Origin of the sequence: Bacillus sp. SRB_331 (assembly GCF_003264175.1) — a bacterium.
In the GTDB taxonomy this organism is placed as follows: domain Bacteria; phylum Bacillota; class Bacilli; order Bacillales; family Bacillaceae_G; genus Bacillus_A; species Bacillus_A mycoides.
The window spans coordinates 54626-79683 of record NZ_NADV01000028.1; the positions used below are offsets into that span (position 1 = coordinate 54626).

At 35.2% G+C, this 25058-nt stretch carries 23 protein-coding genes and 1 pseudogene; 8 read left to right on the forward strand and 16 right to left on the reverse strand.

The window, feature by feature from the left end; translation table 11 throughout:
* Nucleotides 1-85 precede the first annotated feature (85 nt).
* Both B5P42_RS18190 and cax read right to left on the reverse strand, forming a co-directional pair.
* On the reverse strand, nt 86-883 hold the full coding sequence (locus B5P42_RS18190; RefSeq protein ID WP_002125017.1) for a YfkD famly protein: 798 nt from the start codon (nt 881-883) through the stop codon (nt 86-88).
* Between the two features lie 81 nt (nt 884-964).
* Entirely contained in the window at nt 965-2020 is a 1056-nt protein-coding gene (gene cax / locus B5P42_RS18195; RefSeq protein WP_016103262.1) for a calcium/proton exchanger, read from the reverse strand.
* 179 nt (nt 2021-2199) lie between these two features.
* Between cax and B5P42_RS18200 the strand changes: the two genes are divergently transcribed.
* From B5P42_RS18200 to B5P42_RS18210, 3 genes are all read left to right on the forward strand, one after another.
* On the forward strand, nt 2200-2616 hold the full coding sequence (locus B5P42_RS18200; RefSeq protein WP_002140268.1) for a pyridoxamine 5'-phosphate oxidase family protein: 417 nt from the start codon (nt 2200-2202) through the stop codon (nt 2614-2616).
* Between the two features lie 155 nt (nt 2617-2771).
* Nucleotides 2772-2918, forward strand: coding sequence for a BH0509 family protein (locus tag B5P42_RS18205; RefSeq protein ID WP_000817786.1), 147 nt, complete (start codon nt 2772-2774; stop codon nt 2916-2918).
* 108 nt (nt 2919-3026) lie between these two features.
* Nucleotides 3027-3455, forward strand: coding sequence for an EamA family transporter (locus B5P42_RS18210; protein WP_113734839.1), 429 nt, complete (start codon nt 3027-3029; stop codon nt 3453-3455).
* A gap of 14 nt (nt 3456-3469) precedes the next feature.
* Here the strand turns inward: B5P42_RS18210 and B5P42_RS18215 are convergent, their stop codons facing one another.
* Nucleotides 3470-4063: a DedA family protein gene (locus B5P42_RS18215; protein ID WP_002029574.1), complete on the reverse strand. Its 594-nt coding sequence runs from the start codon at nt 4061-4063 to the stop codon at nt 3470-3472.
* Nucleotides 4064-4539: 476 nt separating this feature from the next.
* Between B5P42_RS18215 and B5P42_RS18220 the strand changes: the two genes are divergently transcribed.
* A complete protein-coding gene (locus B5P42_RS18220) occupies nt 4540-7308 on the forward strand; it encodes a tetratricopeptide repeat protein (RefSeq protein ID WP_113734840.1) in 2769 nt (922 codons plus the stop codon).
* A 212-nt stretch (nt 7309-7520) separates the two neighbouring features.
* On the opposite strand, the gene lepB is transcribed toward B5P42_RS18220, so the two are convergent.
* The 3 genes from lepB to B5P42_RS18235 all read right to left on the reverse strand — a co-directional run bounded on the left by lepB (nt 7521) and on the right by B5P42_RS18235 (nt 10099).
* A complete protein-coding gene (gene lepB / locus B5P42_RS18225; RefSeq protein ID WP_002029576.1) occupies nt 7521-8057 on the reverse strand; it encodes a signal peptidase I in 537 nt (178 codons plus the stop codon).
* A gap of 287 nt (nt 8058-8344) precedes the next feature.
* Nucleotides 8345-9025, reverse strand: coding sequence for a lysoplasmalogenase (locus tag B5P42_RS18230; protein ID WP_002029577.1), 681 nt, complete (start codon nt 9023-9025; stop codon nt 8345-8347).
* Between the two features lie 123 nt (nt 9026-9148).
* Nucleotides 9149-10099: a DMT family transporter gene (locus B5P42_RS18235; RefSeq protein WP_113734841.1), complete on the reverse strand. Its 951-nt coding sequence runs from the start codon at nt 10097-10099 to the stop codon at nt 9149-9151.
* A 365-nt stretch (nt 10100-10464) separates the two neighbouring features.
* On the opposite strand from B5P42_RS18235, the gene B5P42_RS18240 reads away from it, so the two are divergent.
* Nucleotides 10465-12390 (forward strand): heavy metal translocating P-type ATPase, encoded by a 1926-nt coding sequence (locus B5P42_RS18240; RefSeq protein ID WP_113734842.1) that lies wholly within the window; start codon nt 10465-10467, stop codon nt 12388-12390.
* A gap of 181 nt (nt 12391-12571) precedes the next feature.
* On the opposite strand, the gene B5P42_RS18245 is transcribed toward B5P42_RS18240, so the two are convergent.
* The 3 genes from B5P42_RS18245 to B5P42_RS18255 are packed head-to-tail and all read right to left on the reverse strand — an operon-like array spanning nt 12572 to nt 14481.
* Complete coding sequence (locus B5P42_RS18245; protein WP_060749399.1) at nt 12572-13441, reverse strand: YihY/virulence factor BrkB family protein; 870 nt, start codon at nt 13439-13441, stop codon at nt 12572-12574.
* Nucleotides 13442-13447: 6 nt separating this feature from the next.
* Nucleotides 13448-13963, reverse strand: a complete 516-nt coding sequence (locus tag B5P42_RS18250; RefSeq protein WP_088031671.1) for a DUF4075 domain-containing protein — start codon at nt 13961-13963, stop codon at nt 13448-13450.
* Nucleotides 13964-14016: 53 nt separating this feature from the next.
* The gene (locus tag B5P42_RS18255) at nt 14017-14481 is read right to left on the reverse strand and encodes a low molecular weight protein-tyrosine-phosphatase (RefSeq protein ID WP_113734843.1); all 465 of its coding nucleotides are present in this window, start codon (nt 14479-14481) and stop codon (nt 14017-14019) included.
* A gap of 177 nt (nt 14482-14658) precedes the next feature.
* Between B5P42_RS18255 and B5P42_RS18260 the strand changes: the two genes are divergently transcribed.
* The gene (locus tag B5P42_RS18260) at nt 14659-14883 is read left to right on the forward strand and encodes a DUF1128 domain-containing protein (protein ID WP_002010236.1); all 225 of its coding nucleotides are present in this window, start codon (nt 14659-14661) and stop codon (nt 14881-14883) included.
* A gap of 191 nt (nt 14884-15074) precedes the next feature.
* Entirely contained in the window at nt 15075-17741 is a 2667-nt protein-coding gene (locus tag B5P42_RS18265; protein ID WP_113734844.1) for a cation-translocating P-type ATPase, read from the forward strand.
* Between the two features lie 34 nt (nt 17742-17775).
* On the opposite strand, the gene B5P42_RS18270 is transcribed toward B5P42_RS18265, so the two are convergent.
* The 7 genes from B5P42_RS18270 to B5P42_RS18300 form a co-directional block, all read right to left on the reverse strand.
* Nucleotides 17776-18858 carry a toxic anion resistance protein gene (locus B5P42_RS18270; protein ID WP_002029585.1) on the reverse strand — a complete coding sequence of 361 codons (1083 nt, stop codon included), beginning with the start codon at nt 18856-18858 and terminating at the stop codon, nt 17776-17778.
* Nucleotides 18859-18876: 18 nt separating this feature from the next.
* Nucleotides 18877-20508: a YceG family protein gene (locus tag B5P42_RS18275; RefSeq protein ID WP_113734845.1), complete on the reverse strand. Its 1632-nt coding sequence runs from the start codon at nt 20506-20508 to the stop codon at nt 18877-18879.
* Nucleotides 20509-20618: 110 nt separating this feature from the next.
* Nucleotides 20619-21410 carry a TerC family protein gene (locus B5P42_RS18280; protein WP_044444322.1) on the reverse strand — a complete coding sequence of 264 codons (792 nt, stop codon included), beginning with the start codon at nt 21408-21410 and terminating at the stop codon, nt 20619-20621.
* Nucleotides 21411-21483: 73 nt separating this feature from the next.
* Nucleotides 21484-22062 carry a TerD family protein gene (locus B5P42_RS18285; protein ID WP_044444321.1) on the reverse strand — a complete coding sequence of 193 codons (579 nt, stop codon included), beginning with the start codon at nt 22060-22062 and terminating at the stop codon, nt 21484-21486.
* 80 nt (nt 22063-22142) lie between these two features.
* Entirely contained in the window at nt 22143-22727 is a 585-nt protein-coding gene (locus B5P42_RS18290; RefSeq protein WP_002010225.1) for a TerD family protein, read from the reverse strand.
* 26 nt (nt 22728-22753) lie between these two features.
* Nucleotides 22754-23350, reverse strand: coding sequence for a TerD family protein (locus B5P42_RS18295; RefSeq protein ID WP_002091200.1), 597 nt, complete (start codon nt 23348-23350; stop codon nt 22754-22756).
* Between the two features lie 128 nt (nt 23351-23478).
* On the reverse strand, nt 23479-24357 hold the full coding sequence (locus B5P42_RS18300) for an ROK family protein (RefSeq protein WP_061676176.1): 879 nt from the start codon (nt 24355-24357) through the stop codon (nt 23479-23481).
* Nucleotides 24358-24564: 207 nt separating this feature from the next.
* Between B5P42_RS18300 and B5P42_RS32790 the strand changes: the two are divergent.
* Nucleotides 24565-25058: pseudogene (locus B5P42_RS32790) on the forward strand (cell wall anchor protein); the annotation flags it as partial.

A 25058-nucleotide genomic window follows, 5' to 3' on the forward strand; every position in this document is an offset into this window, starting at 1 on the left:
AGCCGAATTTTGAGGTGGGAGTTTTACTGCCCGCAAATAGCGGGATAAATAAAAAACGTCAGCTTATAGGCTGACGTTTTTTATTTCATTGTGCATGCGATGAAGAAACAAATTTAAAAAATAAATGATCATGAATTGGAATAGCGGCTCCGATTCCTTGAGATGTAATATTTTTCACGACAAGCTTTTTTTGATTCCCTTTTAACACAAGGTAGACTTCTCCAAATGTTACTTTTCCTTTTTCATTTACTGCTGGTGTATACGCATATAAATATCCAAGTTGACTTGGACTAATATTATAAACACGCTCATGTCCGGTACCATAACCAATGGTTGTTTTAAATGAAAGTGGCAATTGTACTTTTTCAAGCGCTTTTAGAAGCATCATTTTTTTCACATCTGTAGTATCTTTCATATCTGCTGTTAAATCACCTTCGATTGTCTTTTGGGTTTCTTGCTTATAGCGAAGTGGGTATAAGCGATCCCCTCCGCGATTATCATATACATTTCGATTTACTTGCTTATATTCCCAATTAATCGATGTGTCTATTGACTCATAATTTAATGCCCATTGTCCTAAATAAATTTTCGCTCGGTACCCTACTGCAAGCGGTGCATTCGAAATTGTCGTTTCATTAAACATTCGAATTAAATCTGGGTTTTCAATTTTAATATTTGCTGTTTTCAATAGTTCTTGCGCAAACTTACTTGGCTGTAAACGCGGTAAATCTTGTGCGTCATTTGGAAATGTATTATCCTTTGAAATATTTAAAACAGATGAAGGCATTTTTACTTCTACCGTTGTCTTTGCAAAACTACTGTTAGGAAATAATAAAATAAACGAGACCATGGTTGAAAGACATATGCTGTATACTCGTTTCACCTGTCTGGCTCCTTCCTACGTAAAGGTATATAAATTACTGTATTTAGTGTTTTCCCTCTGAAGCATTGTTATCCCTATTTTTCATAATAAATAAAAACCAATTCCCATAATGACATACGCAGCTAATAAAGTGCCTCCTTCAAACCAGTTTGTATCCCCATCATTTGAAATGGCGATAGTTAAGAAAACAGCTGTAATCATAGAAACAAGTTCTGGTATTGTAAATACTAGAGGCATCTTTTGTGCAAAAAGCATCGAAAGAAGTACTAACACAGGAGCAACAAACATGGCGATTTGTAATGTAGAACCTACTGCAATTTCTACTGCGATATTTACTTTATTTTTATATGCCATAATAATCGCAGATGCATGTTCTGCTGCATTACCAACAATCGCAACGATGATAACCCCTATAAATAACTCTGACCAGCCAAATGACTTTGCAACCGTTTCAAAAGTATGTACGAGTGCCTCTGAAACATAAGCTACCGCAATTGTTGCTATCGCTAAAACGAGTAGCGCTTTACCTTTCGACCACTCAGGCTCCTCCTCATGTACTTCTTCATCGCTCTTATGTTGATATACACCGCGGTGCGTAACTAACTTAAATAGCAATGCAGCAAGGTACATAATGATCATGATAATAGAAACACCAATACTTAATTGATACGTCTTTCCAGCATCCATCTTCATTGAAAAAATCTCTGGAATAACAAAGGCTACGACAACAGCAAATATTAATAAAGCTGAATTATGTCTTGCATCATAAACATTGAAACTTTGTCTTTTATACTTAAGGCCACCTATAAAGAAGGATAACCCTCCTACCAGTAATAAGTTTCCAAGTACAGAACCAGTTAAGGAAGCTAAAACAACTTCTGTTAATCCTGCCTGGAGTGCAAAAATTGAAATGATAAGTTCCACGGCATTACCGAAAGTTGCATTTAATAAACCACCTATCCGAGGCCCAGAAACAATTGCTAAACTTTCTGTCGCCCTCCCCATAAAACCAGCTAATGCAATAATAGTAATGCAGTATACAGCAAACATAATAGTTTGTGGCCAATGAAGTGTTTTTCCGATTACAGAAAGTGGTACACCTATAAGCGCTACTATGAGAAATATTTTATTAAACATGCTTTTCATCCTTCCATCGTATGTATTTCTCCTCGATATTATTATTATTCATCTCCTAACTTGTCCGATTTCATCACAATTACGTTTAAAAAATCGGATTGAAGAAAACAGTATGAAAGATATTTAAATTATCTTGTCCAGACAGAAAAAATTATGAATTATGAAAAGAGGCTAAAAATATGCACTTAAAAGAAAAAATCGCAACTATTATTCAAGGTCAACGCACTGGTGTATTATCTACTGTACGTAACGATAAGCCACATAGCGCCTTTATGATGTTTTTCCACGAAGATTTTGTACTATATGTTGCAACAGATCGAAATTCAAAAAAGATAACAGATATCGAAAAAAATCCCAATGTACATGTACTACTTGGACGTGAAGGAAAGAAATTAGATGAAGATTACATTGAAGTTGAAGGTATCGCTTCCATCGAAGAAGATCAAACATTAAAAAACAAATTTTGGACTAATAGCTTAAAACGCTGGTTACTCGGTGCGGAAGACCCTAATTACGTACTAATAAAAATCAATCCCGATACAATTTATTACATCGATAGTGCTGGTACGACCGAGCCCGAGTTTTTACGACTATAAAATAAAAACAAGCCCCCTTAGGTGGGCTTGTTTTGTCGAAAGGTTCTTCTGAAAAAAACAATAAAATAGGTGGAACTTTCTAAAGATTCTGTTATATAATAGCAGTAACTTAAATAAACTGTATTAAAACAGATTGAGGGGAGAAATTAAAATTGATGAAAAGAGAAGAACGAAAAAACATGATTGAGTTTATTGAAAAGAAAAAAGGGATTGAACGTGACGAATTATTATTTATGACAGACGATGAAGTAGAGCATATTTATAATGTGACGTACTTTTTATATGAAGAAATAGCAGAGTAGTATAATAAACCCCCACCTTATTAAAAATATAGGGCGGGGGTTTATTTCGTTTTTTATACATGAGAATGATTTTTATGTATAATAATGTAAGATTGGAGGAGTTTCACTATGAGTTCATGGCTATTATTCGCACTATTATCAGCAATTGCTGCTGCCCTCGTATCTATTTTCGGAAAGATTGGCTTAGATGGAATCGATGCCAACGTCGCAACAACGGTTCGCTCTATTATTATGGCATTATTTATGGTAGGAGTTATTATTATACAAGGTAAATTTCAAAATATCGGTGATGTCCTCCTAAATAAAAAAGCACTGCTATTTATCACATTAAGTGGAATCGCTGGTGCTTCGTCATGGCTATTTTATTTTCTTGCGTTAAAAACAGGAAAAGTTTCACAAGTAGCACCTATCGATAAATTAAGTGTAGTATTTGCCATTATTCTCGCGATGATTATATTAGGTGAAAAGTTAAACTTTATGACCGGTATTGGTGTAGTCTTTATTACAGCTGGTGTATTATTTATTGCTTTCAGCTAAAAAAACCGCTATTATTAGCGGTTTTTTCTTTTCCTTATGTAAATCCACACAATCAATATTACAATTGCCGAAACTAATAAAATCCATATTCCATAATGATGTAAACTATATTCAACAAAGCGCCACTTCTCTCCCAGTTTCCAACCTAAGCCAATAAAAACACTTATCCAAATTAGTGCACCACCGTAAGCATACAAACAAAATCGCCACAATGTTAAATTTGAAACTCCAGCAAAATATGCTGTTAAATGACGTACTCCCGGTATAAAGTAGCCAATCATTAAAAGAAATGGACCGTATTTTTCAAATAAAATATGTGTTTTTTCAATATGATGTTCCTTAATTCTAACTTTCGGACCATATTTTTTTAAAACAGGGAGCCCAAGTTTTAAACCTAATATGTAACTTAATGTAATGCCAAGCATTGCACCTGCCATTCCACTTAAAAAAGCAGCTGTTCCTGACATAACTCCTTTTGAAATGTTATATCCAATAAAAGTCAATAAAAACTCATCCGGTATAGGTAATCCAACAATCCCGCCAGCTAAAGCTATAATAATTCCAAAATATCCATAATGTGCGATTAACTCGCCAATATGTTGTTCCATTCGGAAGACACATCCTATACACGATCGTTATCCCATATTGTGCCCATTCTATCTTTAAGACAAACATGGTATACATATTCACTATACATTGTTTTTATAATGAACTCTACTTCTATTCCATTCCTTAAATAGAGATTTAATCAGTGGTTTTTTATCCATCCCCACTGATTATTAGCCTGAACCAATCGGGATTTTACGGGCAGCAGGGCTCCCACTTAACTTCCTTGCATTCGCTCAATTTTGGAGTAGGAGTCTTACTGCCTATAAATAGCGAGATAAAAAAATAAAAATTCATAGGCTTATTTTTTTGTTACAATAAAGGGAAGTTACTTTTTGCAACGGTTTAACTCTCAAGAAAAATGATATATCTAGCAAAAACATAGTTTGGTCTATATAATGCAACTTCTACCTATTAGAGTAACATGCACCCTTTTACATACAACATCATTTTTCTAAATTATACAGGGGGAACGAACATGACCATTGAAAAACAATTTATCCAAAAGATTTACTATAAAACATTTTTAACAGAAGACTCTTCCATTCCGGTAGCGGAAGTACTCGGTGAAGCATATATAAATGAATCAAAGAATGAATTCTCCAATATATCTAATGTTCGCTTTGCACAAGGTGAAGTTTATTTTCAAACTAACGACTTTGAAGCCGCTATATTCAAATGGGAGAAAGTAAATAATGAACTTGCTCTCTGGGCTATGAAGAATATTGCAGATGCTTATTTCGAATTAGATTTCTTGCCAAAAGCAGAAGAAATTTATACATCTATCCAAACAGAAGATACAACTCTTACAATGGAAGTTTCCCTACAACTTCTTTCCCTTTATATAGAGCAAAATCGTTTAGGACTAGCATTTAAGACGATTAGCGAGGCTGTTGCATTTCAACCAGACTATCCAAATATTACTGCAATCGCTCGATCGTTCTATGAAAAACAAGAAGATTGGAATAATGCTATTGAACTCGCTGTTCAAGAAGGAATTCGAACAAAATCATTACACTGGTTCGATACTTTAATCAATTATGTGAACAGAGGCTTTACTAAAAAAATTAAACCTGAGTATTTCTATGAATCTTTAAAAGCCTTATATACAATTGATCAAGTTCAATTTAAAGAGCTTGTTATCTCACTTTGGAACAGCTATGAAAATGAATCATTCCATCTCCCTTGGATTCAAACAATAAATCACCTATTCTTACATGTTGAAGTAGATGCTCATGACGATTGGAATGAAATTTCTACTCGCTATCAAGAGACGTACTTCGAATTGATTACTGGACAACATTTCATGCACGAATTACAAGGACTTGTACCAGATTTATTAACAAATTGGTTTAGTTTAATGAGAGCGGAAGATTCTTTACTTGTATCCGCAGCAGTATTAGCATGGAATGAAGTTTCACCGACAACTCTAGAATCATTACTCGTAAAAAGCGCAGGTGCCTTACTTTCAAATACATCAGCTCATGCAAATGTTGATATGGCAGACGTATCAGCATTATTTGAAACGATTGCTGTATGGGCTGAGAAGAATGATGTAGATTTAGGTCATCAATTCACACTACTTGTTCGTGAGTTATACGATTTAACTGTTACACAACTTCTAGTAGCAGGAGCTAGCGATTATGATAAATCAGCCTTTATTAACTCTATACTAGGAGAAAATATATTAAATGAGGCTATAACAACTTCAATTACATTTAAAGATGATAGTCAAACTGAAATAACTGAGCTTACAGAACTAGATATACGAAATATACCAAACTTTGACGAACTTCATAACATACTAGCGGTACCTTCTCAGTCAAAACTAGAAAGAAAATGTATTGAAGTTAAATTACCAAGTAGATTTTTACGAAAAAATAAGTTTTCATTCCTTGTCACACCTACTGTGCATGGACAACTTGACAAAAACAGCTCTCACTTTGAATACTTACAGGCAGCAGATAGTCTCATCTATGTCCTAAATTCAGCTTCACCATTACATGATGAAGAGCTCGATACATTATTATATATTCGTGAGCAAGTACCAAATTTACAAATTAAATTCGTCTTACAAACAATTGATACGAATACTAGTGAAAATATCACGAACAGCATTAAAAAGAAAATACTCGTACATTTCCCAGAAGCACACTTTTTCCCTTACTCTCCTTCACAAGAGAGTAGTGAACAGCTAGGTAACGTAACAGACTCTATTCTTTCTAACCTTACTAAGCGTAACGTGGAAAAAGAACGCATTGAAAAATTATTATGGTTTATCCAAAAAACAATTGCATACCTTGTAAATGAACGTGTGGAATTAGAAAATACGTTAGTGAAATCCGTTCGCTGGAATAAACATATTTTAGTAAAACTTGATGGTTTTATTAATAATCTTACTGCCATTCAAAAAGATAAAATTCGTTCTATTACAGAATCTTATCTCTTAACGAAAGAAGAGATTACGCAGGATATACATTCTCAAATTCCTGAATTGTTGCAGAGTTGCTCTGACCTCGTTCAAGAAGATAGTGATTTCAAACTGGTCCATGAAGAACTCAATGTAGCAATGAATGAAAGAATTCAAAAACATGTACAGCAAGTGCTTCTTCCTAAATTTACTGGGTCTATTCAAGAATGGATTGAAACTGCTCATAATGAATTCATTCAAGCTCAAGCTTATTTAGATGAAATGAGCGATACCTTTAATAAACTCTATGAGGAAGAGCGTATTAAACTTCCTTGTGATTTCAAATTACTAGATGACTGGGATAGAGATGTTGCAAGAATGACGAATAGAATTACAGTAGCTAACATCAATATTTTATTACGCTTTACACCGACACAATTTTTCTTAAAGAGTGCAGGGAAATTATTCGGTAATATGCAAAAAAATCAATCTATGCTATCAAATAAATATAAACAATATATTGAAACAGAAGATTATACAGAAGTTGCTCAGATGATTTCAAAACAATTCTTCCTTCAATTTGAAGTATTTGAAGGTGCGCTAGAACGGGATATCATGATGTTCTTTAAAGACCCTCTTAGCATATTGAAACAAACCGTAGAAGCGGCCCAACTTGAAATACAAGAAGATGAGCAAACATTAACAAAGCTAAGAACAAACCCAGAAACTTATCATGATCCTTTAACACTCTTTAAATTGCAATTGTTACAACGAAAATTCATGTTAAATATCGATCAAAACAATGAAAATATTGCTTCACAAGAAACAATAAAGTGAAACTTTAATCAGTGGGGGTTTTTGTTCATCCCCCACTGATTATTAGTTGAACCAATCGGGCGTTTACGGGCAGTTGATCTCCCACCTAGCTTCTTTGCTCCACCTGAATTTTGAGGTGGGAGTTTTACTGCCCACAAATAGCGGGATAAATAAAACACCAACTGTTTAAATAAGAAAAACCAAGCAACTAATTCGCTTGGTTTTTCTTATTTTTAATCTACAATTTTCACATGTTCAAATGGATAATATATCGCCATGAACTTTCCTAATACTTCTGTTCTATCAATGAGCCCTAAGCCGTTCCTACTATCCCTACTAACTAAACGATTATCTCCCATCACAAAAATTTTATTTTTAGGAATTGTAATCGGTCCAAAATCTTCAGTTAAATTGATAAGTAATTTTTCTGCCTGTTTTTTATTATTCTTTAAATACTCTTCATTTTTCACTTGATGATTAACATATAATTGATCATTCTTCATCTCAATTACATCTCCTGGTAATCCAATAACTCTCTTAACATAGAAATTATCTGTCTTCACGACAATAATATCCTCTCTCTCATAACTTTCAAATCTCTTTGCAAGTTTATTAATAATTACTTTATCTCCATCTTGTAACGTCGGCCTCATCGATGCTCCTTTTACAGTCGTAGGGAAAAACAAAAAGATTTTTGCCAAAAACACTAATAAACATGCAATTGCAATTATTTCAAAGAATTCACGCAAACATTTTTTCTTTTGCATCATTCCACCATCTCATCATCTTTTTATTTTTATTATAAGTACTCCGGCTGGTTAATTTCCACAAAATTCTGAATTATAACATTAGAATATTACAAATATAAAAATAACAATCCCTATAAATTCACTATTTTTATATACTATGTTTTCCATCTATCAAACAGGACTTTTCCTATGAAATTTATGCTTAGAAAGTATAAGATACTGCACAAATTAAACAAACAAATATAATAGCATAGCAATAAAAAAGATACTCTCAAAATAGTCTATCAACTATTTTTGAGAGTATCTTTTTATAATCCTACATATACAATACACATCTGCGCTGCGACATATGTAAACCAAATCCAAAGCGGTTCATACTTCAGTTTGCGCCCTCCGATATCTGTCACGCCGATAATAAAATCAGAAATCACAAACAGTAAACCACCAAGTGCTGGTATCCACCATATTCCTATATTCTCGTAATATAAGGCGAATGCAAAACATGCCATTCCTCCAACCCACAAACCGTAAATTAGAGCGCCTATTGTAAAAAGTTTGTCTTGTTTTTCATTTCGAATAAAGAAAAACCACCCTATAATTAGAAAGAGTCCGTATACGAATAAACCGATCCAAAAACCATTCCATGAAATACCTGTTTGTAAAAATGCTTTCACATAGAAACAATGTGCAAGAGCGAAAGTAACCATTCCTCCAATTAATCGATGACCAATTGGAATTAATCCTGCCATAAATAAATCCCCTACAGTTGATAAAGTCATACCGAGTGCAACCCACGTACTGTACTCAGCCGATGGATCTTGTAACCATATCCAAATTGCACTTCCTGTTAAAGAAAAACTAAGAATAAGACGAACTGCTAAAGGTAACGGCATATTATTTCTCGTTCTCTTCGTCTGTCCTATTGCATAAATTGCTCCCATTAAAAAAAGAATAATTTGCCCGACTAACACAATGTAAAGTACATTCATAATATGTTCTCCTCAATAAATGCTTTATTCTATCTTTTTTCGTTACATATATCACATTCTCCTTTTTCTATGTAAAAAAAGAAGAACAATACTGTTCTTCCATTTTAATCGTTTTTCTGTTCTCTATGCTACTTGTTTTTCTTGCTCAACTTTCTTTTTAACCGGGTTACGATTTACTACAATAATTCCCGCTGCGACACATGCTAAACCAAATAGTACAAAGGAATGGATTGCTTCCCCTAAAATTAGACTTGATACTAGCACACCAAACACTGGTATAAAGAACATATACATCGAGACTTTCCCTACTTTGTTATACTTCATAATTGTATTCCATATACAGAATCCGGCTGCTGATAAGAACGATAAATATATGAGCATAAGTATCGCATGTAGATTAAATGTGAATGGCATCATTCCAACTTGAAATGCACCTATACATAGCAACCCAATTGATCCGAAAATCATCTGATATGCTGTCATATACCCAATATCTAATGTTTTACTACCTTCTTTCGCTAATATGTTTCCATACGAATACATCATGGCTGCCCCAAGAAGTAATAAGCTACCTATTCCAAAATGAAATGATAAACTTCCATCACTCGGTACATTCACTAAAATCACACCGCAAAAACCGATAGCTACTCCAATTACTTTTCGCCTATTTAGAGCATCATCTTTATATAAAAAGTGTGCGAGTAAAATTTGAAAGAATGATGATGTTCCTGAAATAATCGCTCCTTCAATTCCTGAGCTGTAACTCATTCCAATATAAAAACATATATATTGAAGAAAAGTTTGAAACAAGCCAATTTGAACTAACTGCTTTCCTGTTCCTTTTTTGAACTTCATATCTTTTCCTAACGCTTTAAAAAATAATAAGAGCATTACACCAGATAAGAAAAAGCGATAGCCAGCAAATAATATTTGTTCCCCGACTTCTTGTGGCTGAATTCCAAGTTCAGCATAGCTTAATTTAATAAAGGGAAATGCGCTTCCCCATAAAAATGTTGCTACTATTGCAGCAATAAACACGCCAATCGGATGGGTAAAAAATTTCTCTGTCTTCAACTTGATGTCTTCCTTTCCGACCTTTTTATGAACAATATTCATATATACCAAAGGAAATGCGAAAACACAAGTTTTCAGTTTATCCCGCTATTCGCCGGGCAGTAAAAGCCCGATTGGCGAGGGCTAATAATCAGCGTGGGATGAACAAAACCCCCACTAATTAAAGTTTCACTTTATACTAAAACAAAAACATATCATCTAAGAAAAACATATGCTATACTATAGAATAATTACAATATAATAACTATTAAAATCAGATTCAACAGAAATGCTGCTATCCATTATGGATGGCAGCTTTCGTCGTTTTATAGGGGTTTCGATTTTGATTCTTTTTCTCAATAAGAATTCGGAAGGAGCGAGTATTAATGAACGCAGAAGTAAAAACATTACAAGCACAAAAAGATATTTCTAATCCCTCTTTATGGGATACATTAAAGAAACATTATGAACTTATATTTGCAATCGCATCTGGTATTTTTATTTTAGCTGGTTGGTTATTCACAAAAAATGATGCAATAAGTGCAGGTATTACTTTATATATCCTTGCTTATGTAATTGGAGGATTTGCAAAAGCGAAAGAAGGTATTGAAGACACAATTGAAGAGAAAGAGCTAAATGTTGAAATGCTCATGATTTTTGCAGCTATCGGTGCCGCAGTTATTGGTTACTGGGCAGAGGGTGCTATTTTAATCTTCATCTTTGCATTAAGCGGAGCAATGGAATCTTATACATTAAGTAAAAGCCAAAAAGAAATTTCAGCGCTCCTTGATCTACAACCTGAAGAAGCATTACGTATTTCAAATGGAATTGAGGAACGTGTTCCAGTTGAACAATTACAAATTAACGATATTATTTTAATTAAGCCAGGTGAGCGTGTTCCTGCTGATGGCACAATTCATACTGGTGAAACAAATATTGATGAAGCTGCTATTACAGGAGAACCCATTCCGAATGAGAAAAAATTCGGCGATGAAGTATTTGCCGGCACTGTAAATTTACGTGGTGCTATTGAAGTTAAAATTACGAAGCCGAGCGATCAAACATTATTCCAAAAGATCATTCGTCTCGTTCAAAGTGCACAAAGCGAAAAATCCCCATCACAACTATTCATCGAAAAATTTGAAGGAACATACGTAAAAGGTGTACTACTTGTTGTTGCGCTTATGATGTTTGTTCCTCATTTCTTACTTGATTGGAGTTGGAATGAAACGTTTTATCGCGCGATGATTTTACTTGTAGTCGCTTCTCCTTGTGCTCTAGTTGCAGCCATTACACCGGCAACTTTATCAGCAATTTCAAACGGAGCGAGAAACGGTATTCTCTTTAAAGGTGGTATTCATTTAGAACGTCTAGCTTCAGTAAAGGCGATTGCCTTTGATAAAACAGGAACATTAACACAAGGAAAACCTACTGTAACAGATGTATATGTTCGAGAAGGCATAGCAGAAAGTGAAGTACTTTCTATTACAGCAGCGATTGAAAGTCACTCTACACATCCTTTAGCAGAAGCGATTGTTAAATATGCAAAACATGCTTACGACATTACGATAAAAAAACCAGAAAACGTTGAAGATGTAACTGGTTTTGGATTAAAAGGAATATTAGAAAACAAATCTTATAAAATTGGTAAAGCTGATTTTATTGGAGAAGAAACAAAGACATTTCATAATGGCATTTCTGCTTCACTTGAAAAAGAGGGGAAAACTGTCGTTTATATTAGTGATGAGGATGGTATTCTTGGACTGATCGCTTTAAAAGATACCCTTCGCCAAGAAACGATAGCGGCTATTCGTGATTTGCAAAGCATTGGTGTCGAAGCAATCATGATTACTGGTGATAATGAAGAAACAGCAAAAGCAATTGCCAATGAAAGTAATATAAAAGAATATTACGCATCATGTTTACCGGAAACAAAAGTTGAAACGATAAAGCAGTTAAAAGAAAAGTACGGCATAGTCGCCATGGTTGGAGATGGTATAAACGATGCACCTGCACTCGCTACTTCTAGTATTGGTGTTGCAATGGGTGAAGGAACAGACGTAGCATTAGAGACTGCAGACGTTGTTCTTATGAAAAACGAATTATCTCGTCTCTCTCAAGCAATCCGTTTATCAAAACGAATGAACCGTATTGTGAAGCAAAACGTTATCTTCTCTTTAGCTGTCATTGCAATGCTGATTTGTTCTAATTTCTTGCAGTTTTTAGCTCTTCCATTCGGTGTTATTGGACATGAAGGAAGTACCATTCTTGTAATCTTGAATGGCTTACGATTATTAAAAGGAAATAAGTAACGGGTCCCTGATAAAGGACCCGTTTTTTTAATGGTAGCTATTGTGACCGTTCGCACTACTGCTCGTTTTATGCTTTGGATGCGAACTGCTCTTTTGTTTATTATTACTTTTATTATTGTGGTTCTTTTTATTATTACTCATGAAATATCCCCCCTGTTCCCTTTTATTATGGAACAAGAGCTCATTTTTCATTACGGGAATTATTGTCACCCGTTCTATAATGATGGAGTAAGCCATTAATTTCACCGCCAAGTAAAATTACCCACCCAGTTAAGTAAAACCATAACATTAAAATAATGATACCACCGAGACCACCATATGTATTAGCGTAATTCGCAAACTTATCTACATAATAAGCAAATGAGTACGATACCACAATCCATCCTACAGTAGCAAATACTGCTCCTGAAATAACTTCTCTTCTTTTTAACTTGCGATCTGGTGCAAACGTATATAAAAAACTAAACAAGGCAAATAGCACGAAGAAACTCGCGACTAACCGTGTAATACTCCACACGTAAGAAAAACTATCCGATAAACCAATTGCTTTAAACACAGCTGCTCCAATCACTTGTCCGAACACTGGAACAATTAGTGCAAACACAATCATAAAAATAATAGCTAATGTAAACACAATTGATAACGCTCTTGTTTTAATAAAAGAACGTGTTTCTGTTACATCATAAGCACGGTTAAAAGCGTTCATAACCGCATTCACCCCGTTTGAAGCAAACCATAACATCGATAGTAAACCGAATGATAATAAACCACCATTTTGTTCGTTTACAACTTTATCTACGTTTACTTCAATTAAGTTCATTGCATCTTCCGGTACGTACGGTTCTAATAAATTGAGCACACTTTCTGTTTGAAGGTCGATAAAGCCAAGAAGAGTAATTAAGAAAACAAGCCCAGGAAAAATCGCAAGCAAGAAGAAATAAGCGAGCTGTGCTGCCAAGCCCGCTACATCATCGCGCATCGTCCGGTCATATAAATCTTTCCCAAACGAAAACGTACGATTTCTTCTCACTTTTTCTAAAATTTTTCTCATATATGTTTAAACGCTTTTCTTCTCTTCTTTATCTTGCTTTAACTCAATGTACGCTTCAGTTTTTTTTTCCTCTGCATTTGAGTCTTTCATAAATAATTCACGTGCTTCTTTCATACCGCCATCTTCAGCAACTACCGGCTCTTCTTCTGCTTTAAGCTCATCTACCTTTGGAGATACAGCTTGAATTTCAATCGTTTCTGGCTTTTCTTCTCGCTCAACTTTTTTCTTACTAAAAATTTCTTTCGTTTCTTTTAACGTCTCTACAACAGACGGTGTCAATTTTTTGATTTCTGCTACTTTCGCTTTCACTACATTTAAATCAGCAAGTTCGCGTCCTTTATCTGTAACAGTTTGCACTCTTTCTTTTATCTTCGCATTTTCACCAATTTCAATCATCTTTGTTTTTGCTTTTTCTGCCGTATTTTTTACTTTTTCACGGTTTTCTTTCTTTAACATAGATACAGCTACACCTGCAGCTACACCAATCGCAATGTTTCGAGCAATATTATTTTTCTTTGCCATATTCCTTCACCCTTTCATTTCTTATATTAGAAAGTATTACTTTCTAAGTTTCCTCATATTCCTTGTTCATTTCGAATGAAAGCTAATAGCTTTGCACACCCTTCTGTTACAAGGTCATACACTTCTTGAAAGTTCCCTGTATAGTAAGGGTCAGGAACGTCTGTCCAGCCACCGTCTGGAACAAAATCGGACAGCCTACCAATATAGCCTCCAGTTTTACCAAAACTTTTTAAATCTGCTATATTCTTGTTGTCCATGGCAATAATATAATCAAACTTTGTTAAGTCTTCTTTTTCTACTTTCCTTGCTTTAATTCCTTCAAAAGCGACTTCATTTTCTTTTAAAATTTTTTGTGTTCCTTTATGTGGTGGATGACCAATATGCCAATCTCCAGTTCCTGCAGAATCAATGACAATTTTCTCTTCGAGTCCCTCTTTTACGACAAGGTCTTGAAAAATCGCTTCTGCCATTGGAGAACGACAAATGTTCCCAAGACAAACAAACAATACTCGGACCATATTTTTGTTTCTTCCCTTCTTGGTGCATTTCTTACCATATACTTATATAGTATAAACAACCAATTATTAATTATAAAGGAAATCCCTACTAATTTAATAGGATTGAAAAGTTTCATTAACGAAAATGATAAAAAAATGTTAAGATAACCTTATGTTATTTTAAAGGGGGACACTTCGGTGGATTTATCCGTAAAATCAGAAGCAAACGTTGAATATATGGTAGAAGCTATTAAAGAAAAATTACGCATGGTTAATGCTGGAGCAATGAGAGCTGCTAGTTTTAACGAAGAGATGTACGAGGACTTACGTGACATTTATGAGCACGTTATGAAACGTGAAACATTCAGTATTAGTGAAATGCAAGCTATTACAGAAGAGTTAGGTACATTAATTAAAAAATAACCAAGAGCCTCATAAATAGAGGCTCTTTTAATTTCAACAAATTCATGACAACTCCCCTCTTTTCCTCATCACATTCTAAAATACTGTACAATGAAAGTAGAACCTCACCTTAGATTTTTTCTCCATACATACTACTCTAAAAAAATTGCCACACTACCATTGCTAACTGTTTTTACTGGAGGTGCTTACTTATGAGCAATTGGTACAGTAAGACGAAAAATCAAACATTAATCGACCTAGAAACAAATGAACAACACGGTTTAACAGATAAAATCGTAAATGAACGTTTAAAGCAATATGGTTATAATGAATTAGCTACCAAACAAAAACGTACTTTATGGCAGCGCGTTTTCGCCCAAATTAATGACGTCCTCGTATATGTCCTTATTATTGCTGCCCTTATTTCCGCCTTTGTAGGTGAATGGGCCGATGCAAGTATTATCGCGCTCGTTGTAGTTTTAAATGCTGTTATCGGTGTCATCCAAGAATCAAAAGCAGAACAGGCTTTAGAAGCATTGAAAAAGATGGCAACACCTAAAGCTATCGTAAAGCGAGATGATGAACTAAAGGAAATTCCATCTGAGCATGTCGTTCCAGGTGATATCGTTATGCTCGATGCCGGGCGGTATATCCCCTGCGATTTACGCCTTATCGAAACTGCGAATTTAAAAATTGAAGAATCTGCTCTAACTGGTGAATCTGTCCCTGTCGATAAAGATGCAGTCTACCACCCTTCCATGCAAAGTGATGAGCAAGTACCATTAGGTGATCAAAAAAACATGGCCTTTATGTCGACGTTAGTAACATACGGACGTGGCGTCGGTGTTGCTGTTGAAACTGGGATGCATTCACAAATTGGCAAGATCGCTACCCTTTTACATGAAGCAGACGATGATATGACACCACTTCAAAAAAGCTTAGCACAAGTAGGAAAATATTTAGGATTTGTCGCTGTAGCTATTTGCACTACTATGTTTCTCATCGGTTTTTTACAGGGCCGGGATACGTTAGAAATGTTTATGACCGCAATTAGTTTAGCTGTTGCAGCCATTCCAGAAGGCTTACCAGCTATCGTTTCCATCGTTCTTGCAATTGGTGTTCAGCGTATGATTAAACAAAACGTTATCATTCGTAAACTACCAGCTGTTGAAGCTCTCGGTTCTGTCACAATTATTTGTTCAGATAAAACAGGTACATTAACTCAAAATAAAATGACCGTTACTCACTTTTATAGTGATCGCACATACGACCAACTAAAAAATTTGAATGTAAATAATGATGCACACCGTCTATTATTAGAAAATATGGTTTTATGCAACGATGCCTCTTACGGTACCGACTCACAAACAGGGGATCCTACAGAAATTGCCCTTCTTGTTGCCGGAAGCTCTTTTAACATTCAAAAAGATCATTTAGAAAATAAACATGAACGTGTTAACGAATTGCCTTTCGATTCTGATCGTAAAATGATGTCAACTGTACATACGTACGATGAAGGCTACTATAGCATGACGAAAGGTGCTATTGATAAACTTTTACCTCACTGTACCCATATCTTTATAAATAATAAACTTGAGGTCCTAAAAGATTCTGATAAAAATCAAATATTAGAAGCTGCCGGGTCAATGTCGCAAGAAGCCTTAAGAGTACTCTCATTCGCATATAAACGATACGATTTAAACGATATGGATATAAATCATCTCGAAGAAAATCTCATCTTTATCGGTCTTGTCGGTATGATTGATCCACCACGTACAGAAGTAAAAGATTCAATTACAGAATGTAAAAAGGCTGGTATTCGCACAGTTATGATTACGGGTGATCATAAGGATACCGCCTTTGCAATTGCCAAAGAACTTGGCATTGCTGAAGAAATATCTGAAATTATGATTGGAACTGAATTAGATACCATTTCAGATACAGAACTAGCAAGTAAAATTAATCACTTAAATGTATTCGCTAGGGTCTCTCCAGAACATAAAGTGAAGATTATAAAAGCATTACGTGCTAAAGGAAATATCGTTTCCATGACTGGTGACGGTGTAAATGATGCTCCATCTTTAAAACAAGCAGACGTTGGAGTAGCAATGGGAATTACAGGAACAGATGTCGCAAAAGGCGCAGCAGATGTAGTTTTAACAGATGATAACTTCTCATCTATTGTGAAAGCTGTTGAAGAAGGAAGAAATATTTATCGTAATATTAAAAAGTCTATTCTCTTCCTACTTTCTTGTAACTTCGGCGAAATTATAGCTCTCTTTTTAGCTATTTTACTTGGCTGGGCAACACCACTACGCCCTATTCACATTTTGTGGGTAAATTTAATTACAGATACACTGCCTGCATTATCACTCGGTGTTGATCCTGAAGATCCAGATGTGATGAAGGAAAAACCACGACATGCGAAAGAAAGCTTATTTAGCGGCAGCGTTCCTTTTCTTATTTTCAATGGGGTTGTAATTGGACTTCTTACTTTAACAGCCTTTATCGTTGGGGCAAAGCTCTATACAGGAGATACAAATTTATTTCCTCTCTTCCCAGAGCAAATTGATGAAGACGCGCTATTACACGCTCAAACGATGGCATTTGTCGTTCTTAGTTTCTCTCAACTCGTTCATTCATCTAACTTACGTTCAAGAACGAAATCAATTTTTTCAATTGGGATATTTACAAATAAATATTTAGTCTTCTCACTTCTAATCGGTGTTCTTATGCAAGTGTGTATCATCTCCATCCCACCTCTTGCCAATATATTTGGTGTGCATGCATTAACAATGCGAGATTGGGGATTTGTTCTCTTGTTAAGTATCATTCCGCTTGTTGTGAATGAAATCATTAAATTAGTTAAGAGAAACTAAAAGGCAATGAGGACTGTTCCTCATTGCCTTTTCTTTATCCTTGTAATTCTTTTTTGATGTTCTCTGTTAATGTAGCCATGCGCTTGCGGCTTTCTTCACGCTCACGTTTATTTTGCTCTTCAATTTGTTGTGTTTCTTGCATACCTCTTGAAATAATGTTCCAAGTTTCCTCAAGTGTTTCCATCTTAATACTAGAAGAACCTGATAATCTCGCTACTTCCACACTTTGAGTTGCGATATTTTGTGCATTTTTCTTAAGTAATTCATTTGTACGGCGATCAAGTTCAGCCATAGAGTCCGCAACAAGCTTTTGACGTTTCGCATTTACCGCTTGAATGATACCATTTTTAAAGATAGGAATCGTTGTAATAAATGCCGTATTGATTTTACCGATTAATTTATTGTTACCGCGTTGAATCATACGAATTTGTGGTGCTGTTAATAGAGCAACCATACGTGCTTTTTCTAAATCATCAATACGCTGTTCTAAAATTTCAACAGAGTTTTTAAGCGATTCTAATTCAATACCCGCTAACTGATCATTATTACGTATGCGCTCTTCGTACATCGGAACTAACTCTGTATTTAAACGCTCTAATAACATTTCCCCTGCTACTACGTATTTTTCTAAGTCTAAATAATACTTTAAGTTTTGCTCATATAAACCATCTAACGTACCAATTGATTTTTTCATTTCATCTTGATACTTCGTAATTTCTACGTATACTTTATCCATTTCGCGACCCATCGTCTGATACTTACTAAAGATTTGTTCAATCATTTTATCTGCTTTTTTGAACATACGTGAGAAGAAACCACTTTTCTCTTCCGCAAAGTCTTTACTATCAAATCTGTCCATAATTTTACCAAGCTGTTTTAATAATTCACCAGAGTCTTCTACTTTCGATAAAGACATTGTATGTAAAATTTGATCAGCGAAACGTGAAATTTCCATAGAAGGTTCTTTTCCGAGTTCAATTAATTCTAATTGATCTTTAATGTCTACTGCGTTATAAATACGTTGCACTTCTGCATCTTGTCTAAGTTGCAAGCGAACATCTTGTGCGGTTTGCTCATTCAATTCTGTTTTCGAATCTAGTACGACTGGGTTATTCATATGGTATTCTCCCTTTCCTTATAAAAATGGACGAAATAGTCCTTTTATTGTTTGTGATAAATTTTTATAGGCTGATGAACCATGAAATTCAAGATCGAAATTAACTTCTTCAAGCCAATGTGAATCAAATGCTCCTGATTGAATATACGGTTCAATATCGTTTCTCCCCGTTGGATTAAAGTGGAATACATCTACTCCAATTTGATTTAAAAATAGTAATAACACAGCATCAGAACGACTTAATTCTCCGCTCTTCTCATTATTAAATATAACAATTTTCGGTACTTCTTGCGAATAATCAAATTTCTCAAGCTGCTCTAAAATGTTCGGTGGTATTTGAGAGAGTTGTGCGAAAACATACAGTGCTACATCTTGTTTCGTCTCTTTCGCAATTGGTTTACACATTTCACTTTCGCACGTATGGATGATTGCTTCTGCAATACCATGTTGTAACCCTTCTGGTAAACGCTTATGCGGCCACCAATGGCTGTTCATAATTAAATCCGGATGTAACTTTCCCACGCGGTCCAATGCATCTCGATAATGATATTGGAAATTCGCTTTTTGTTCTTTCGTAAACGGGAATGTATTAATTAATAAACTGTTATCAAATGATGTGACAGCCTTTAATCGCTGAAAATATTCTTTATCATTCTTTGAAACGCCTGATATTTTTGCAAATAAAGAAGGAATATAAATATGCTTATTTTCAACAAAGAATGTTGGACGTACAAATGCCTTTTCTTTCGTAATTAAAAAGAGTTCATCGTACGTCGTTTTGAGCGTACGGGCTACAGGTGTATACGAACGGAATTGCCACGGTTTGTATAATAATGAATTATCGTGGTGAAGTACTTGCTCGATTTCTTTTGAAGCTTGATAAGCTACTGTTGCGACGCGTTCACGACGCCGATCAGGAAATGGTTCCAATGAAATACGTCCTGAATGAGATACGACAAAGGTCTTTCCTTCCTCATCTACACTCTCAAATCCATCTTTTCCTTCTGGGTGATAATAAAGCACATCACAGCCGAGCATAATAAGAAAGTATAAGAAATATATACGACTCTCCGTCGCATCACCGTACCAAACGATACGTGGCATTTGTTTCTTATAATTAATCGTAGAGAACCACTTCGCTACGTAATTTTCACTTAATTTAATCATATCGATTAAGAAACGCCGGAATCCTTCTGTTTTTAAAGATTGATTATGTTGTTTCTCATACAATTTCAATACAGAAATAAACGTCGTATGTATATAATGCTGTAAATCAGGATTGTCTACTTGCGGTAATAGTTGTTTTCCAGACAAATGTGCTACAAGCCTATTTACTGTAAGTCCATTCGGCGCTTCTTGATGTAATGCAAAAACTTCTTGAATATGGCGCAGTTTTTCGGGATCAATCACCTTATTTAAATTTTGTTCATGCAAAACTTCGATTCCTTTTGCTTCACTATAATCAAATAGTTCATTGAAATATTCATCTACATCATTCGGAACACCAAGAATGCGACTTGCTATATAACTAAATTTCATCTCATTCTCTGTCAGTTCATATTGTGGGCGTTTTTCTAAAAGCGCTTCAAATTGCTTTAAATCTGATTCTTCTTTTAATGCACATGGTTGAAGTGTAAAACGTGAAAACACAACAGTTCACCTCCAAAAACATTTACGTTTTTTATAAAGTCTCTCTTCTATTATAAACTATTTTTAGTTATAAAAAATGGGCGCTCGCATAACGAGCAAACCCATTTCAATTATTTATGTTCATTTTTAGTAGCTGCAACTTCTTCTTTAGCTTGTCCAGAATTCTTCATGTAGTGAAGTATAAATGTTGCTCCAAACGCTATAACTAAAATAATAAAGAACAGCGTATGACTTACTTCAATATGAATGACAGACAGTAGCATTTTTGCTGCAATAATTAAGATTAAAATATATGCTGTCGTTTCAAGTTCTGGAATACGCTCTAATAATTTTAAGAATACGCCAGCAATACCGCGCATCATTAAAATACCGAGCATTCCACCTAATAGTAAAATCCAAACTTCATTCGATACACCAAATGCAGCAAGTACACTATCTACAGAGAATGCGATATCCATTAATTCAACCATCGCAACCGTCCCCCAGAAAACACCGAACATTCTGAAGATAATACTATTTTGGTTCATACCATGGGCTTCTTCTTCTTCTGAAGTGCCTTTTCTTTTATCAATGAAATATTTAATTGACAGCCAAGCTAAGTAAAGCGCACCTAACACTTTTACCCATGCCAATTTAATTAAGAACATTCCGATTCCAATTGCAATAAAACGGAATACATAAGCTCCAATAAGTCCATAGAATAATGCTTTTTTTCGTTTTTCTTCTGGAAGATGTTTTACCATTACCGCTAACACAAGTGCATTGTCAGCAGATAATAACCCTTCAAGTACAACAAGTGTACCTATTAACCCCCAAGATACTGGATCTTGTAACACTTTAATCCACATGTCCAAGTCGAAAAACTGAGCATACGTATCAAGGATTCCTTGCAAAATACTCATCTTACCTTTATCCCCTATTCTTTGCTAGATTTATAGAAAGGTCAAAAAAAGGAAACGAATACCGTTTCCCTTCTTATGCATCCAAGCCATACGCTTTTACAAGCGCACCTAATCCACCTTGGAATCCGCTTCCTACTGCACTAAACTTCCACTGTCCATTATGACGATATAATTCACAAAAGACAACTGCTGTTTCAATGGAGAAATCTTCCCCTAAATCAAAACGAAGAACTTCTTCGTTTGTTTCTTCATTTGCTAAACGAACGAATGCATTTGCAACCTGTCCAAAGTTTTGATTACGGCCTTCACCATCATAAATTGTAACTGTAATAGCAATTTTATGAACATCTGCTGGAACCTTTTTCAAATCGACAACAAGTTGCTCATCATCACCGTCACCTTCACCTGTACGGTTATCTCCTGTATGTAAAACTGATTCACAAGGAGACTGTAAATTATTATAGAAAATAAAATCAGTTTCCTTCGTACATTTCCCGTTCGCATCTAATAAAAAGGCAGATGCATCTAAATCGAAATCAGATCCACCATCATAAGATTTAATATCCCATCCAAGACCAATTACTGCTCTTGATAAACCTGGGCTTGTTTTAGCTAAATCAATTTTCTGTCCTTTTTGCAATTGAATAACCATATATATTCACCTCTATATTTTAATTTTTAAAAATATATCCATCAGTAAATACGCGTTTCACTGATGGATATATAAATCTATTACTCTACATCTAAACCAAAGTTATTACATAGAGAACCTAATCCACCTTGGAATCCACTTCCGATTGCATTGAATTTCCATTCACCTGCGTGACGGTATAATTCGCTTACTACTACAGCTGTTTCAATAGAGAAATCTTCTCCTAAATCGTAACGAATTAATTCTGCATTCTTTTCTTCATCCATAATACGTACGAAAGAATTAGAAACTTGTCCGAAGTTTTGGCTGCGGCCTTCTCCATCATAAATTGTAATTGTGAAACAAATACGCTCAATGTTAGCAGGAACATTTTTTAAGTCTATTTTAATTGTTTCATCGTCGCCTTCACCTTCACCTGTACGGTTATCTCCTAAATGCTCTACAGCACCATTCGCACCTTTTGGATTATTATAGAAGACGAAATCCTCTGCACCTGAAACTTTACCGTTAGCACCTACTAAGAAGATACTAACATCTAAATCGAAATCATTTTGTCCGTCATAACGATTCGTATCCCAACCAAGTCCTACAAGAACTTTCGAAAGACCTGGATTTGTTTTTGTTAAGTCTACCTTTTGTCCTTTTTTCAATGAAATAGATGCCATATTATACTATTCCTCCTTGGTTTATTTTATTGGTAACGTGATACAATCTCACTTAAGTTTTTATCTTGTGTTCCTTCTCCCACTGCTGAAAACTTCCATTCGTTTCCGTGTCGGTACATTTCACCTGCAATTAAAGTCATTTTGCCAGCATAATTATCTGACAAGTTATAACGCGCTAATTCTTCACCTGTTTGTGGGTTTTGAATACGAATATATGCATTGCGAATCATCCCAAAGTCTTGACGACGATTTACACAGTCATAAATATTTACAACGAATACTAAACGATTAATACGGCTCGGAACTTTATGTAATTCTACGAAAATTGTTTCGTCGTCACCAGCGCCTTCACCTGTTAAATTATCTCCTGAATGAATAATACTACCACAAGTAGAAAGTTTGTTGCCGAAGTAAACTAGATCATTTTTGTTTAAAAAACGATCCCCTTCTAACATAACGACAGATGCATCACAATCTACACTTGGTTTACTTCCAAATAAAGAAGACAGAAACCCACCTGATTGCCCAATTGGATCCCAGCCTAAGCCAACCTGTAGTTTCGCTACTCTCGGTTGTCCTTTCGTTAAATCAATCTTTTGTCCTTTTTCTAAAATAATAGGCATGAAGTTTCTTCCTTTCTACAAAGCATTTTCCAACTCGGAAAACATTGTATTCTTCTCTTATATTGTAGCATTATTTATCTAATGAGAAAAAGGATAAATTCTCAATTATATGAAAACAGATACTATATTTATTTATACTGATGTAATAAGTGGTAAATAGAGCCAATCATTCCTGCACAATTACCGCTTTGCGCAAGTTTAATCTCACAATTACTATAAATCTCTTGATTTAAGTATGTTCCTATCTCTTCCTTCACTTCATGTAAGAAATCATCTCCTCTTTCAGTAATTCCCCCACCAATAATAATCATTTTCGGATTAAAAATATAAGCAAGATTGCTAATACCAATCGCCAAATGTTTAAAGAAAATCTTCACGGCTTGAGTAACACCGCTATCACCCTTATCATATAATTCGAAAATTGTTTTACCATCCCACTCCTTTTTACCTTTATATCTTCGTACGAGATGAATTAATCCTGAAATTGAGGCAACCTCCTCAAAAGTTTTCCCTTCTATTAACATGTTCCCCCATTCCCCAGCGCCAAACGAATGTCCACGGTATAACTCTCCATTTATAACAATTGCTCCACCAATGCCCGTTCCAAGCGTAAGCATAATAAAATCGCTTTCTCCCCTCCCTGTACCTTTCCATTTCTCACCTAAGGCTGCACAATTAACATCATTTTCAATAGATACAGGAACTTTTAATACTTCTTGTAATCTCTCAACAATAGAAATATTAGCATAACGTGGAATATGATCCACACCTCCCGTTATAACTCCTTTATCAATATCAACAATTCCCGCTGTACTAATACCAATTCCGGAAATAGTATGTTCAGTCATTAACTTTTTTGATAAACATATAAGTTTTTGAACAATTTGTTCCCCGCCCAAGTGAATTTCTGTTGGGACCTTTTTATGTATTAGTACTACCCCTATTTCTGAAACAATTCCATATTTAATTTGCGTACCACCAATATCAAATGCAATATATTCTTTCATCCGTTGCCACTTCCTCTACTGTTATGAGTGTAAATTCTCCATCACTCTACTATTTGCAAGGAATTTACATTAACTCTTTTCTCCCTTTAGAAATACACCACCTTTTTCTATATATAGTTTTTTTTGCATAAAACTCTTTTTCCTATGAAATATTACAAAGGGGTGTATTTTAGATGGAACAATAATTTTTTCTTCAGGAGGAAAACAATGACAAAAATCTTCATTTTAGCATCAACACTTTCTTTATCCTTTTTTAGCGGCTTAAATATTGGTAATGCTGCAACTGAAAACTTCCATCCAATAACAAACGCTATTGTACATAATAACGATACTTTAGCAGAAGGTAATTCAAAAGATAATAATAAACCTCCAGGAAACAATGGTTCTCAGGACGATAGTGGTTCTGATGGCAACGGTTCTGGCGGCAACGGTTCTGGCGGCAATGGTTCTGGTGGCAGTGGCTCTGGCGGCAATGGTTCTGGTGGCAGTGGTTCTGACGGCAACGGTTCTGGTGGCAATGGTTCTGGCGGCAGTGGTTCTGGCGGCAGTGGTTCTGACGGCAATGGTTCTGGTGGCAGTGGCTCTGGTGGCAGTGGTTCTGGCGGTAACGGCTCTGGTGGCAACGGTTCTGGTGGCAGTGGTTCTGGTGGCAATGGCTCTGGTGGCAACGGTTCTGGCGGCAGTGGTTCTGGTGACAATGC

Bases quoted from the DNA above. Each gene is read 5' to 3' on its own strand.
- B5P42_RS18295 (WP_002091200.1), bottom strand. From the start codon at position 23,350: ATGCCTATTATTTTAGAAAAAGGACAAAAGATTGATTTAACGAAAGGA.
- B5P42_RS18280 (WP_044444322.1), bottom strand. From the start codon at position 21,410: ATGAGTATTTTGCAAGGAATCCTTGATACGTATGCTCAGTTTTTCGAC.
- lepB (WP_002029576.1), bottom strand. From the start codon at position 8,057: ATGATGCAAAAGAAAAAATGTTTGCGTGAATTCTTTGAAATAATTGCA.
- B5P42_RS18210 (WP_113734839.1), top strand. From the start codon at position 3,027: ATGAGTTCATGGCTATTATTCGCACTATTATCAGCAATTGCTGCTGCC.
- B5P42_RS18205 (WP_000817786.1), top strand. From the start codon at position 2,772: ATGAAAAGAGAAGAACGAAAAAACATGATTGAGTTTATTGAAAAGAAA.
- B5P42_RS18265 (WP_113734844.1), top strand. From the start codon at position 15,075: ATGAGCAATTGGTACAGTAAGACGAAAAATCAAACATTAATCGACCTA.
- B5P42_RS18245 (WP_060749399.1), bottom strand. From the start codon at position 13,441: ATGAGAAAAATTTTAGAAAAAGTGAGAAGAAATCGTACGTTTTCGTTT.
- B5P42_RS18300 (WP_061676176.1), bottom strand. From the start codon at position 24,357: ATGAAAGAATATATTGCATTTGATATTGGTGGTACGCAAATTAAATAT.
- B5P42_RS18285 (WP_044444321.1), bottom strand. From the start codon at position 22,062: ATGGTTATTCAATTGCAAAAAGGACAGAAAATTGATTTAGCTAAAACA.
- cax (WP_016103262.1), bottom strand. From the start codon at position 2,020: ATGTTTAATAAAATATTTCTCATAGTAGCGCTTATAGGTGTACCACTT.
- B5P42_RS18215 (WP_002029574.1), bottom strand. From the start codon at position 4,063: ATGGAACAACATATTGGCGAGTTAATCGCACATTATGGATATTTTGGA.
- B5P42_RS18270 (WP_002029585.1), bottom strand. From the start codon at position 18,858: ATGAATAACCCAGTCGTACTAGATTCGAAAACAGAATTGAATGAGCAA.
- B5P42_RS18200 (WP_002140268.1), top strand. From the start codon at position 2,200: ATGCACTTAAAAGAAAAAATCGCAACTATTATTCAAGGTCAACGCACT.
- B5P42_RS18255 (WP_113734843.1), bottom strand. From the start codon at position 14,481: ATGGTCCGAGTATTGTTTGTTTGTCTTGGGAACATTTGTCGTTCTCCA.
- B5P42_RS18220 (WP_113734840.1), top strand. From the start codon at position 4,540: ATGACCATTGAAAAACAATTTATCCAAAAGATTTACTATAAAACATTT.
- B5P42_RS18250 (WP_088031671.1), bottom strand. From the start codon at position 13,963: ATGGCAAAGAAAAATAATATTGCTCGAAACATTGCGATTGGTGTAGCT.
- B5P42_RS18240 (WP_113734842.1), top strand. From the start codon at position 10,465: ATGAACGCAGAAGTAAAAACATTACAAGCACAAAAAGATATTTCTAAT.
- B5P42_RS18290 (WP_002010225.1), bottom strand. From the start codon at position 22,727: ATGGCATCTATTTCATTGAAAAAAGGACAAAAGGTAGACTTAACAAAA.
- B5P42_RS18230 (WP_002029577.1), bottom strand. From the start codon at position 9,025: ATGAATGTACTTTACATTGTGTTAGTCGGGCAAATTATTCTTTTTTTA.